The sequence below is a fragment of the Streptomyces diversicolor genome (assembly GCF_057537855.1).
Genome location: NZ_BAAJXA010000028.1, coordinates 17,742 through 29,958 on the forward strand (window position 1 = coordinate 17,742; position 12,217 = coordinate 29,958).

Annotated in this window: 8 protein-coding genes and 1 pseudogene; 3 read left to right on the forward strand and 6 right to left on the reverse strand. The window is 72.1% G+C overall.

The genetic code is table 11. The annotated features are described in order from the left end of the window. From AC27LF_RS29380 to AC27LF_RS29390, 3 genes are all read right to left on the reverse strand, one after another. On the reverse strand, nucleotides 1-1,020 hold the full coding sequence (locus AC27LF_RS29380; protein ID WP_479664227.1) for a hydroxyacid dehydrogenase: 1,020 nt from the start codon (nucleotides 1,018-1,020) through the stop codon (nucleotides 1-3). After that, the gene (locus AC27LF_RS29385; RefSeq protein ID WP_479664228.1) at nucleotides 1,017-2,279 is read right to left on the reverse strand and encodes a mandelate racemase/muconate lactonizing enzyme family protein; all 1,263 of its coding nucleotides are present in this window, start codon (nucleotides 2,277-2,279) and stop codon (nucleotides 1,017-1,019) included. Before AC27LF_RS29385 ends, AC27LF_RS29380 begins: the two co-directional genes overlap by 4 nt. A 259-nt stretch (nucleotides 2,280-2,538) precedes the next feature. Beyond that, nucleotides 2,539-3,390, reverse strand: coding sequence for a fumarylacetoacetate hydrolase family protein (locus AC27LF_RS29390; RefSeq protein ID WP_479664229.1), 852 nt, complete (start codon nucleotides 3,388-3,390; stop codon nucleotides 2,539-2,541). 275 nt (nucleotides 3,391-3,665) lie between these two features. Here AC27LF_RS29390 and AC27LF_RS29395 point away from each other — a divergent pair, with 275 nt between their 5' ends. After that, nucleotides 3,666-4,448: an IclR family transcriptional regulator gene (locus AC27LF_RS29395; RefSeq protein ID WP_479664230.1), complete on the forward strand. Its 783-nt coding sequence runs from the start codon at nucleotides 3,666-3,668 to the stop codon at nucleotides 4,446-4,448. A 15-nt stretch (nucleotides 4,449-4,463) separates the two neighbouring features. Here AC27LF_RS29395 and AC27LF_RS29400 read toward each other — a convergent pair whose 3' ends face one another. Further along, nucleotides 4,464-5,852 (reverse strand): glycoside hydrolase family 28 protein, encoded by a 1,389-nt coding sequence (locus AC27LF_RS29400; RefSeq protein WP_479664231.1) that lies wholly within the window; start codon nucleotides 5,850-5,852, stop codon nucleotides 4,464-4,466. 46 nt (nucleotides 5,853-5,898) lie between these two features. Next, complete coding sequence (locus AC27LF_RS29405) at nucleotides 5,899-7,074, reverse strand: GntR family transcriptional regulator (RefSeq protein WP_479664232.1); 1,176 nt, start codon at nucleotides 7,072-7,074, stop codon at nucleotides 5,899-5,901. A gap of 393 nt (nucleotides 7,075-7,467) precedes the next feature. Here AC27LF_RS29405 and AC27LF_RS29410 point away from each other — a divergent pair, with 393 nt between their 5' ends. Continuing rightward, the gene (locus AC27LF_RS29410; protein WP_479664233.1) at nucleotides 7,468-9,357 is read left to right on the forward strand and encodes a right-handed parallel beta-helix repeat-containing protein; all 1,890 of its coding nucleotides are present in this window, start codon (nucleotides 7,468-7,470) and stop codon (nucleotides 9,355-9,357) included. Nucleotides 9,358-9,514: 157 nt separating this feature from the next. Next, entirely contained in the window at nucleotides 9,515-11,944 is a 2,430-nt protein-coding gene (locus AC27LF_RS29415) for a glycoside hydrolase family 95 protein (RefSeq protein WP_479664234.1), read from the forward strand. Between the two features lie 134 nt (nucleotides 11,945-12,078). Here AC27LF_RS29415 and AC27LF_RS29420 read toward each other — a convergent pair. Then, a pseudogene (locus AC27LF_RS29420) lies at nucleotides 12,079-12,192 on the reverse strand (hypothetical protein); the annotation flags it as partial. Nucleotides 12,193-12,217 lie beyond the last annotated feature (25 nt).

Below are 12,217 nucleotides of genomic sequence, written 5' to 3' on the forward strand. Positions count from 1 at the left end.
TCACCACACCCTCGTACGCGCCGAGGCCGCGAGGTCCTCCGGGTGGGCGAAGGGCCGGCCCGCCGCGAACCGCTCCACCTCGTCGGCGACAGCGTCACCGATGCGGTGCAGCTCCCCGCCGAGCGAACCCGCCAGGTGCGGGGTGAGCACGACGTTGTCCAGCGTCCACAGCTCGCTGCCGGGGTCGGGCGGCTCCGGATCGGTGACGTCGAGGACGGCGTCGATGCGGCCGGTGCGCACCTCGGCGAGCAGGGCGTCCTGGTCGACGACGGCACCGCGCGCGGTGTTGACGAGCGTCGCCCCGTCCGGCATCAGCGCCAGCCGTTCCGCGTCGATCTGCCCGCGGGTCGCGGGAGTCAGCGGCTGGTGCAGGGACACCACCCGGCTGTACGCCATCAGTTCGTCGAGCGGCACGAGGCGCGCACCGAGGGCGGCCGCCTGCTCCTGCGTGAGCGTCGGGTCGTACAGGAGGACGTCCAGGTCGAAGGGGCGCAACAGGGCGAGCACCGCCCGGCCCACGGTGGAGGCGCCCACGATGCCCACCGTCTGCCGGTAGTTGCCGCGTCCGGCGTACGCGCCGAAGTGGTCGGGCAGGGTCCGCGAGGCGCGGTAGCGGCGCTCCTCGGCGAGGACGCGCTTGTTGGCGAGCAGGATCATGGCGAGGGTGTACTCGGCCACGGGCCCGGAGTTGGCGGCGCGGGCGTTGGCCGCGACCACGCCGCGGGCGGCGAAGGCGGCCGGGTCCTCCAGGCAGCTCGCGGCGACCCCGCCCGCGTAGACCACGGCCCGCAGCCGCTCGGCGCGGGCCAGGTGCTCGGCCCGTACGAGGGGTGCGTCCCAGCCCGCGACGAGGATCTCGGCACCGGCCAGCGCGTCGCGGGAACGGGTGGAGTCCAGTTCGCTCAGGACCAGTGAGGTGTCGATGTCGGCCGCGCGGCGCAGCCGGGCCAGGGCGTCCTCGTCGAAGACGGCGTGGACCAGTCGGGGGTTCATGGCGAAGACGGCACGTGGTCGCGTCACGGCGTGCTCTCCCTCTCGGTGTGCTCACGGCGCGCGGGACGGTGGACAGGACCGGGACCGGGACCGAGAACGGCGGGCGAGGCGGTGCCCGCGGGGGTGCGGGGGGCCGGGCCCGGGGGACCGGGCTCGGGCACCAGCCGCAGACCGGCGTCGCGCGGGCGCACGTGGGGACCGTCGGGGCGGGCCCAGCCGGCGTTCTCCTCGGGGGCGGCGAGTGCGCTCTCGTCGACCGTGATGCCGAGTCCCGGCGCGTCGCCGAGGACGATGCCGCCGTCCTCGATCGCCTGGTCCACGGTCAGCCCGGCGGGTGTGCCGGTGTCCTGGACCTCGGTGACCAGGTGGTTGGGGGTGGCGGCGGCCGCGTGCGCCAAGGGGTTGGCGTGGTAGCCGACCGGGCTGACCGGGAGGTCGTGGCCGTGGGCGAGGGTCGCGACCCGCAGGAAGTGGGTGATGCCCCAGACGCCGGCGGTCTGCACGACCTGGAGCGCGTCGGCCGCCAGCAGGGGGCGGAACTGCTCCAGGCCCGTCAGGTTCTCGCCGCTGGCGACGGCGGTACGGGCGGCCCGGCCCACGGCCCGGTGTCCCCTCGCGTCCCAGCGGCGCACCGGCTCCTCGATCCAGGCGAGTTCGACGCGGTCCTCGATCCGGGCGAGCAGCCGTGCGGCCTGGTGCCTGCCCCAGGACTCGTTGACGTCGAGCATCAGGGCGGGGGAGCGGGTGTTGGCGCCCAGCACTCCGGCGACCGCGCGCAGCCTGGCGATGTCGCGTTCGGTGTCCAGTCCGCCCTTGAGTTTGGCGCCGGTGAAGCCGCGTGCGGCCCAGCCGGAGTACAGCGCGACCAACTCCTCCTCGTCCAGCGCGATGTCGAGACCGGACGCGTAGCCGGGCACGAATCGGTCCGCCGCGCCGAGGGTGCGCCACAGCGGCTCACCGGCCATCTTCGCCTTGAGGTCCCACAGCGCCATGTCGAAGGCGCCGATCGTGCCGAAGGCGGTGCCGGCGTGGCCGCTTTTGAAGGTGTGGGCCAGCATCCGGTCGTAGAGCGTGGTGACGGCCCGTGGATCCTGCCCGTCGAGTGCGGGGAAGACCCGCGAGGCGTCGCCGTGCGCGCCGAGGCCCACTCCGGTGAGGCCGCCGTCGGTCTCGACCAGCAGGACCGGGACCTCGGTGACGCCCTGTGCGACGAAGCCGTTGGCGTCTCCGACGGGACGCCCCCAACGGTGCACGGTCGTCAGGCTCCGGAATCCGGTGATCTTCAACTGCTCCCCCTCTTCGTGCTCTCCTCGCCGTCCCGCCCGCCGGCCCACCCACCCCGCGCCAGGGAAGACCGAGGGGGCGTGGGAGGTGGGGGAGCGTGCCGTCGGGCCAGGGGAACGGGCGTTGTGCGGCCGTCGGGAAGCAGTCCCGCAACCGTGCCCTCATCTAGTCGTAACGTATCATACAAGTGATGACTGAGAAGAGGTCTCGGTCACTGGTTCCGGAGGTCCCGCCGGGACCCGCGTGGGGGCCGGACGGCGGTCAGGCGGCGCCGAGTGTCTGGCGCTGACGCCCCAGCCCCTCGATCTCGATCTCCATCACGTCACCGGGCTCCAGGTAGGGGAAGCGGCCGGACAGGGCGACGCCCTCCGGGGTGCCGGTGTTGATGACGTCACCCGGATCCAGCACGAGGTACTGGCTCAGGTCGTACACGATCCGCGCGACGGAGAAGATCATGTCCGCGGTGCGGGAGTCCTGCCGCGGCTCGCCGTTCACGAAGGAACGCAGCCGCAGGTCCTGGACGTCGGGCACCTCGTCGGCCGGTACCAGGAAGGGGCCGAGCGGGTTGAACGTGGCGCAGGACTTGCCCTTGGACCACTGGCCGCCGGAGTGCTCCAACTGGAAGTCGCGCTCGGAGACGTCGTTGGAGACGGCGTAGCCGGCCACGTGGTCCAGGGCCTGCTCGGGGGAGTCCAGGTAGCGCGCCGTCCGGCCGATGACGACGGCGAGTTCGACCTCCCAGTCCGTCTTGGCGGAGCCGCGCGGGATCTCCACCTCGTCGTGCGGGCCGACCACCGTGTTCGGGGGCTTGAAGAAGATCACCGGGCGGGAGGGCGGCTCGCTGCCGGACTCCGCCGCGTGCGCCGCGTAGTTCTGCCCGATGCAGACCACCGCGCCGGGCCGGGCCACGGGCGGTCCGAGGCGCAGCCCCTCGGCCTCCAGTACGGGCAGGGCGCCTTCGGCCAGGGCCCGGCGGGTGCGGGCGATGCCGTCCGCGGCGAGGAAGGCGCCGTCGATGTCGGAGGTCAGGGAGGAGAGGTCCCGGGTGACGCCCAGGTCGTCGATGACGGCGGGGCGTTCCCGCCCGGGGTCTCCGAGCCGTACGAGTTTCATGTGCCGCTTTCCTTGGTCGAGGGCCGGGTCCGGCCGTGGCCGCCGGTCGTGCCGGGCACGTCTGTCCCGGTCGGCCGGTCGTGGAGATGGCGAAGGCGGCCGTCGCGGTGAGGGGACGGGTGCCGAAATCCCGGGTGCGCGCGGGTGTCCGCCGTGATCGGCGCCGTGCCGGCGCCGCCGCTTTGGGACGTGCGGGCCCAGTATCGGTGTACGGCACCGCCGGTTGTCAATGGACTGCTTTGCTGTCAACAGGCTGACAACTAGGGTGTGGCGCCATGAGTACTCGGGACGGATCGGTATGGGCCAGTGCCGCACCGGCGCCGGCCGTGCTGCGGGCGGGCGCGATCCTCGACGCGCTGGCGGACGCCCGTGGCCGTGCGCTGTCGCCCGCCCAACTGGCCGCCGCCGCGGGCGGCATACCGCGGGCGTCCGTCGTCAACATCTGCGCCGCCCTGCACGAACGGGAACTGGTCCGGGCCGTGGACGGCGGCTTCGCCCTCGGACCGGGCCTGCTGCGGCTCGGCCAGTCCTACCTCGACGCCTTCGATCCCGTCCGCAGCTTCCGGGAGCAGGTGAGCCGCCTGGGCGACCGGGAGGAGACGCTCCAACTGGCCACCATGGAAGGCACGGACGTCGTCTACCTGGCGGTGCACGAAGGCACCGTCCTGATGCGCCTCACCAGCCGGGCGGGGGCCAGGCTGCCGGTCACCTGCACGGCGCTGGGCAAGGCCATGCTGGCAGGCCTGGACGACACCGCGGTGCGTGAACTGCTGGCGGGCCGGGAGCCGTTCGATGCGCGCACGTCCTGGTCGATGACGACGCTCGACGCGCTGCTCGCGGACGTGCGCGAGGTGCGCTCGGCCGGTCACGCCGTCGACGACCAGGAGGCCGCCGAGGGCATCGTGTGTGTCGCGGCTGCCGTGCCCGGACCGCCGCCGGGCGGCCGGCCCTTCGCCGTCAGCTCCTCGCTGCTCAAGTCCCAGGCCACACCCGTGCGGGTGGCGGCGCTCGCGGCACTGATCAAGGACGTCGTGCGAAGGATGGGCGCGGCGGCCTGAGCGCCGCCTGCGCTCCTACTGCGCGCGCCCGTTGACCGTCACATGACGCAGCGACAGGTCCGTGACGGACTGGAGCAGCATGTCCTGGGCGGCGTCGTCGAAGGTGAGCCGGTCGAGCCGGACCGCGTCGACCGGCGCATCGGCCGGCGCCCGCACGCGCACCGGGTACTCGCAGTGCCCGCGCACCGACCAGCGCTCGGCCGTCAGCCGGGACACCTCGGCCGGCCGGTCGCCGCCCGTATCGCCCGCGTACTGGAAGGTCACCTCGAAGGGCACGTACGTCCAGGCAGGCGCGTCGACGTCGGTGACGCGGACGTCCCGGACGTACCCACCCCGCGCGGGCGTCGACTTGACGTTGAGGACCGAGGCGACGGAGGTCTCGTCGCGGCCCGGGTCGAGCGGTAGGTACAGGCGCCGGGCGACCACGTCCGACACGCCGCCGCTCATCTCGCTGCCGATCGCCACCGCGGCTCCGCCGCTGAGGTAGACGCAGTCCTGGATCCGGATGTGCCGGGAGGGCACGCCGACCCGCCACCCGTCCTCGTCCCGCCCGGACTTGACGGCGACGCAGTCGTCGTGAACGGCGAAGGTGACCCGCTCGATGGTGACGTTCTCGCACGAGTCGGGGTCGCAGCCGTCGCTGTTGGGTCCCTCGCACTCGACCCGCACGTCGCGCACGGTGACGTTCCGGCTCAGCACCGGATGGATGTTCCAGAACGCGGAGTTGCGCAGCGTGACGCCCTCGATCAGGACGTCCTCGCAGGAGTGCGGCTGGACGAAGCTCGGACGCAGGAAGTGCCCCGCGCCGAGGACGCGATCGCGTACCGGAACGCCCTGCGCACCCCACTGCTCCAGCGTCGCCCAGTCCGCGAACTCGTTGGGCATGCCGGGCTTCCAGCCGTACTTCCCGGAGCCCTTCCACGGCCACCAGTGCGTGTCGTCGGCCTGTGCGTCGAGGACTCCGCGGCCGGTGACCCCGATGCCGTGCTGACCGTGCGCGTAGAGCATGGGGGAGTAGGTGTAGACCTCGATGCCCTGCCAGCGGGTCCGTACGACCGGCAGGTAGGCGGCCGGGTCGGTGCTGAACAGGACGGTGGCGCCCTCGGCGACGTGCAGGTCGACGCCGCTGAGCAGATGGATCGGGCCGGTGGCCCAGCGCCCGGGCGGGACCAGGACGTGTCCTCCGCCCGCGGTGTGGCAGGCTCGGACCGCCGCGCGGACGGCGGCCGTGCAGTCGGTGGTGCCGTCGCCGACGGCACCGTGGTCGGTGACGGGGAACCAGGCGTCGGGGAAGTGCGGGCGACCCCGGTCGCCGGCCGCCGCGCCGGTGGCGCGGGCCAGTGGGACGGCGGCGGCCGTGAGGACGCCGAGACGGAGCAGTCGTCTGCGGGCCGGATCGGTCATGCTTGTGCCCCTCGGTGAGATGGAACCGGTGGTGGCGGCGCTCGCTTCACCGCCCGGGTCCGGCGGCGGGCCCAGGAGGGCCGGGAAGGTAGCGGGCGGCCTCGCCCGCGGCATGGCCGGCGAACATGGGCCCGGCGACATCGGGGTCACCGGAGCGCAGGACGTCCAGAAGTTCGGCGTGGTGCTCGGCCATCGCGCCCCAGCCGCCCGCGTAACGCGGGTCGCCCAGGACGTGCAGGTCCCACAGGCTGGACTCGATCATGCGCCACAGGCGGATCAGCGCCGCGTTGCGGGCAGCTTCGCACACATGCCGGTGAAATGACATGTCGGCGTCTCGGAAGGCGCCGATGTCGTCCTCGGCCGCGGCCCGGCGCAGTTGGGTCACGTCCTCGGTGAGCAGCCGCGTGTGCTCGGCGTCCAGTCGGCCGGCCACCCGGCGGGCCGCGTACTCCTCGAACATCACCCGGATGTCCCGGACGTCCTGCGCCTGCCGCTCGGAGACCCGCACGACATAAGTACCGCGATGCGGTTGGGAGACGACCAGCCCCTCGTACGCGAGGCGTTTGATCGCCTCGCGGGGCGGGGCCTGACTGGTGCCGAAACCGCGCGCGATCTCCGACTCGACCAGGCGTTGCCCGGGCGCCAGCCGGCCGTTGACGATCCAGTCCCGCAGCAGCGTGTACACGTGGTCGGAGAGCAACTGCCGCGGCATGCGGGGCGTGCCCGGCACGGGACCGCCCTCGGTCCGGCCCGCCTCCCCGTCCGCCTCCCGGCGTGGCCCGCTCGGACGGGCGTCCGGTGGAACGGGCAGCTTGGCCTGCTGTTCCCGCCAGATCCGGGCGATCGTGGACTGCGACAGACCCAGCGTGTCGGACAGTGAGCGGGTCGAGGGCACCGGGGCACCGGCGCGGGCCTGTTCGAGCAGCGCCGCGACCCGGGCCTCCGCCTCCTGGCGGTGGGTGCTGCGGGGCCGTCCCGGGCGAGGCGCGTCGCGCAGACCGGCGGCGCCCCGCAGCAGATAGCGCTCGCGCCACTTGGCCACCGTGGCGGGAGCGCATCTGAGCCGCTGGGCGACCTCCGCGTTGGTCAGTCCCTCCGCACAGGCCAGGACGATCCGGCCGCGCAGCCGCAGGCCGGCCTGCGGCTGCCGGACGAGGTCCGCAAGGGCCGCCCGGTCCTCCGCACTGAGCTGGGGACATGCCGGCGGGTCGGGATCGGTCATGGCACCGCGCTTCCTGGGGAGCGTGAACTTATGACTCACGGGCCGCGAGTCCGTCGCCTCTCAGGTCATCAACTTCAGGGTCAGGCACGTGTATTGACGACACCACGGCACGAACATATTAACTATCGTTGCTCGATCAGTGACCCACTAATCGTGTACGCGATGCCGTGCGCGTGCTCCTCCGGAACGAGCACCCCGAGGGGGGCGGGCCCCGCACCCTCCGGGCCCCCGGGTCCATCGGCGGCCGACGAGACGCCCCCGGACCGGCGCCGACGTCCCGCACCAGGAACACGAGCCCGCGCGGCACAGCGCCCGTGACGGCACGGAACACATCGGCCCGTCCACGCGGATCCGGCCAACGACATCAGGCACTCCACGCGGCAAGGAGAACTCGTGCCAACCACCCGGGTACGACCCGTACGACGAAGGACCAGAAGACTCCCCCTGCTGCTCGCGGCCGGCGCCCTGCTGGTCGGCGGCGCCACCCTGGACACGCCCGACGCGAGCGCCCGGGCCGCCGGCTGCAAGGCCACCGAGCTGTTCGTGTCCCCCGACGGGAACGACAAGGCCAAGGGCACCAGGAGCAATCCCTTCAAGACCATCGAGAAGGCGCGCGACCACATCCGCGACAAGGGCCTCAACCGGCCCGGCACGATGCGCTGCGACATCCACGTCAACCTGCGCGCCGGCGACTATCCGCTGAGCCGGACCGTCGAACTCGACGACCGCGACTCGGGCACGGGCGGCCACCGGGTCGTCTACCGCTCCTACGACGGCCCCGGCAGGGCCCGGGTGATGGGTGCCGAGCCGGTGACCGGCTGGGAGGAGTACAAGGACGGCATCTACCGTGCCGACGTCGGCACCAAGAACCCCTTCTACACCCTCTTCGAGGACGGCACGCGCGCCACCACCGCCCGCTACCCCAACCGCAAGTCCGACGACGTGTGGGCCCCGTACCTCACGTCCACCCTGCCGGAGCCGGAGAAGGAGGCCGTCCACCAGTGGCTGTACTCCCACCCCGGTGAATGGGACGCCAAGTGGGACCTCAGCAACGCCCAGGCGGTGGTCTGGTCCGGCGGCAGCTGGAGCTGGTTCACCGATACGGTCCCGATCCGGGACTGGAACCCCGCCAAGAACCAGATGACGCTCAAGTACTGGACCCGGTACGCGCTCAACAACTCCCGCGGCGGCTCGCGCTACTTCCTCCAGAACTCGCTCGACTTCCTGGACCAGGCGGGCGAGTACTACCTGGACTTCAAGAAGGGCCGGCTCTACTACAAGCCCCGCGGCGACATCAACGACGTCACCGTGCTGCGCCCCACGGTGAAGACCTTGTTCGAGCTGGCCGGCGCCGACCCCGGCCGGCGGGCGCAGGACATCACCCTGGACGGACTCGCCCTGCAGTACACCGACTTCGTCGACTGGTACCGCAACGGGTGGATCAGCGACGGCGACTCCGGCGAGGTGCACAAGTACCCGGAGTACGACCGGCAGATCGAGATGCCGCGCAACCGCTTCGGAGCCGTCTTGGTCACCAACAGCAAGGACATCACCCTGTCCCGGCTGAAGATCTCCGACACGGGATACCACGCCGTCTACGCACTCGCCGCCAACGACCGACTGACGGTCCGCGACAGTCTGCTGGAGAACATCGGCGCCGACGGAATCAAGGTGGAGGGCCCCTACCCGGGAGAGGGAAACACCTCGAACGGCCACCTGCTGACCAACAACTACATCACCCACTACGGTGAACTGAACCCCGGCGACGCCTCCGGCATCGAGCTGATGAACACCGGGCACAACACGGTCAGCCACAGCCACGTCAAGCACAGCGCCCGCTACGGCATCAGCCTTGAGGTCCGACCGGAAGTGGCCCTCAAGGACAACTACGCCCGCGGCAACACCTTCGAGTACCTGCGGATCGACGAAGCCGGCCTGGACAGCGGCGACATGGGCGCCTTCTACACCTACGGCGTCAACAACGTCGAGCCGTACCCGATGGACAACCACGTGCGCCAGATGGTCGTCGGCGACGTGATCCCGGACGAGTCGATGCCCGACAGCGGCACCCGGGGCATCCACATGGACGCCGGCGGCTGCGGCTTCACCTTCGAGGACATCGAGGTCGGCAGGACCACCGACCAGTCGTACCAGAGCTACCGGTGCAACGACGTGAAGAACGCCAACTGGGAGGACGGGTACGACGCCTCCAGGATGGAGTACGACAAGATCGGCGTCACCGCCGACTTCCCCTACCCGCTGCCCGGCGGGGACACCCAGTGAGCGCTCGCTGAGCGGTCGCGTCCGACGAGCGCCCCCGGGCGGCGTGCCGCACGTGCCGCTGCCCGGGGCGCGGTGGGCGCGGGCCCGAGCCCGAGCCCGCCCGCGCCGAGAGCACAGACACCCGCACCGCCCTCAACCCATACCTGGAGGCATCGCCATGCCCGAGTTGTCCCGAAGAAACGTCCTGGCCGCGGCCGGAGCCTCCGCGGCGGCGACCGCGCTGAGCGCCGCTCCCGCACAGGCCGCGCCACAGGCGGCGGACACCAGGGCGTCGGCGGCGCGGGGAGGGGACCACGCAGCCGACCCGATGCGGCTGTGGTACCGCGCCCCGGCGCAGGAGTGGCTGGAGGCCCTGCCGGTCGGCAACGGCCGGCTCGGCGCCATGGTCTTCGGCGGCACCGACACCGAACGGCTCCAACTCAACGAGGACAGCCTGTGGGCCGGCGGCCCCAACGACTACGCCCGTCCCGACGCCGTGCAGCACCTGGCGGAGATCCGCCGCCTCGTGGTCGAGGAGAAGTGGAACCAGGCACAGCGGCTGATCGACGCCGAGTTCCTGGGCAGCCCCTCGGAGCAGGCCGCGTACCAGGTGCTCGGCGACCTCGAACTCACCCTCGCGGGCCAGGGCGAGGTGAGCGACTACGAACGCGAGCTGAACCTGGAGACCGCCATCGCCCGCACCACCTACACACGCGGTGGCGTACGCCATGTCCGGGAGGTCTTCGCCAGCGCACCCGACCAGGTCCTCGTCGTCCGGATGACCACGGACACCCCGGGCACCGTCGGCTTCTCCGCCCGCTTCACCAGCCCGCAGCGTTCCGGTGACTCGGCCGTGGACGCGCACACCATCGCCCTCGACGGTGTCAGCGGCGACTGGTACGGCCTGCCCGGCTCGGTGCGCTTCAGGGCCCTGGCGCGCGCCGAGGCCGAGGGCGGCCGGGTGCGCACCGACGGCGGAACACTCACCGTCGAGGGCGCCGACGGCGTCACCCTCGTGATCTCCATGGCGACCAGCTACCGCACCTACCTCGACGTCGGCGCCGACCCCGCCTCCCGCGCCCGCAACCATTTGGCACCGGCCGCGAGGAAGCCGTACGCACACCTGCGCGCCCGGCACGTGACCGACCACCGGCGCCTGTTCGACAGGGTCGCCATCGACCTCGGTCCCTCGGAGCGCACCGGCCTGCCCACCGACGAACGCATCCCCCTGTTCGCCGACGGCAAGGATCCCCAACTGGCCGCGCTCTACTTCCAGTACGGCCGCTACCTGCTCGCCTCCTGCTCCCGCTCGCCCGGCCAGCCCGCCAACCTCCAGGGCCTGTGGAACGACGGCCTGAACCCGGCCTGGGAGTCCAAGTACACCGTCAACATCAACTTCGAGATGAACTACTGGCCCGCAGGACCCGGCAACCTCGCCGAGTGCTGGGACCCGGCCGTGCGGATGGTGCACGAACTGGCCGAGTCCGGCAGCCGCACCGCCAAGGCCCTCTACGACGCCCCCGGCTGGGTGCTGCACCACAACACCGACGGCTGGCGCGGCACGGCACCGGTGGACGCCGCCCAGTACGGCATGTGGCCGACCGGTGGCGCCTGGCTGTGCGTGATGCTGTGGGACCACTACCTGTTCACCGGTGACACGGGCGCGCTGAGCCGCAACTACCCGGTGATGAAGGGCGCGGTGGAGTTCTTCCTCGACACCTTGCAGGTGGACGCGGAGACCGGTTGGCTGGTCACCAACCCCTCGCAGTCGCCGGAGGTCACCCACCACCAGGACGAGGGCGAGAGCGTCAGCATCTGCGTCGGCCCCACCATGGACATGCAACTGCTGCGGGACCTCTTCGACGCCTACCGGCAGGCCGCCAAGGCGCTGGACCGCGACCCCCGGCTCGTCGAACGAGTCACCGAGGTCCGTGACCGGCTCGCTCCCACCCGCGTCGGCTACCTGGGCCAGATCCAGGAGTGGCTGGTGGACTGGGAGGAGGCGGCCCTGGTCAGAAGCCGCCATGTGTCCCACCTGTACGGGGTGTTCCCGAGCGCGCAGATCACCCCGCGGGGCACGCCGGAACTCGCCGCGGCCGCCAAGAAGAGCCTGGAGCTGCGCGGTGCCGCGGGACAGGGCTGGTCCCTCGCCTGGAAGATCAACCTGTGGGCCCGGCTGCTGGAGCCGGCGCGCGCCTACCAGCACCTGGCGGACCTGCTCACCCCGGCGCGCACCGCGCCCAACCTCTTCGACCTGCACCCGCCCTTCCAGATCGACGGCAACTTCGGCGGCGTCTCCGGCATCACCGAGATGCTGGTGCAGAGCCACGCCGGCGAGATCGAGCTGCTGCCCGCCCTGCCCGGGGCCTGGCCCACCGGATCCTTCCGGGGGCTGCGGGCGCGCGGCGGCTTCGAGATCGACCTGGAGTGGACGGCGGAGGGGATCACACGCGCGGAGGTGCGCTCGCTGCTCGGCAATCCCGTACGGATCCGCACCCCGCACCCGGTGCGCGTCGAGGGCGCCGACGTGGACCGCCCCGAGGGGGATGTGGTGTCCTTCGGCACGCGCCGCGGCGGCCGGTACCGGCTCGGCCCGCTCACCCCGTGACGGCGAGGTGGTCGGCACCGGCCGGGCACCCTGCGGTGAGATCGCGGAACCGCACGGCACGGTCGTCGCCGAAGTCCGCGACGAGCCCCCCGTCGGCCCATCGCTGAGCCCGCCGGTGAATTTTCCGTGTATGCGGTGTCGATCCTGTCCTTGAGGGCTTCGTCGGTGACGGGGGTGAACGTCGCGAGGCCCTGGTAGTCGGCGGCGCGGACGATGCCGGCGCGTTGACGCATGGCGGCGGCGAACCAGCGGGAGTCTTTTTTCGGCGAGGAG

Excerpts from the sequence above, each read along its gene's own strand:
- AC27LF_RS29400 (WP_479664231.1), bottom strand. The coding sequence starts at position 5,852 with ATGACCGATCCGGCCCGCAGACGACTGCTCCGTCTCGGCGTCCTCACG.
- AC27LF_RS29390 (WP_479664229.1), bottom strand. The coding sequence starts at position 3,390 with ATGAAACTCGTACGGCTCGGAGACCCCGGGCGGGAACGCCCCGCCGTC.
- AC27LF_RS29405 (WP_479664232.1), bottom strand. The coding sequence starts at position 7,074 with ATGACCGATCCCGACCCGCCGGCATGTCCCCAGCTCAGTGCGGAGGAC.
- AC27LF_RS29395 (WP_479664230.1), top strand. The coding sequence starts at position 3,666 with ATGAGTACTCGGGACGGATCGGTATGGGCCAGTGCCGCACCGGCGCCG.
- AC27LF_RS29415 (WP_479664234.1), top strand. The coding sequence starts at position 9,515 with ATGCCCGAGTTGTCCCGAAGAAACGTCCTGGCCGCGGCCGGAGCCTCC.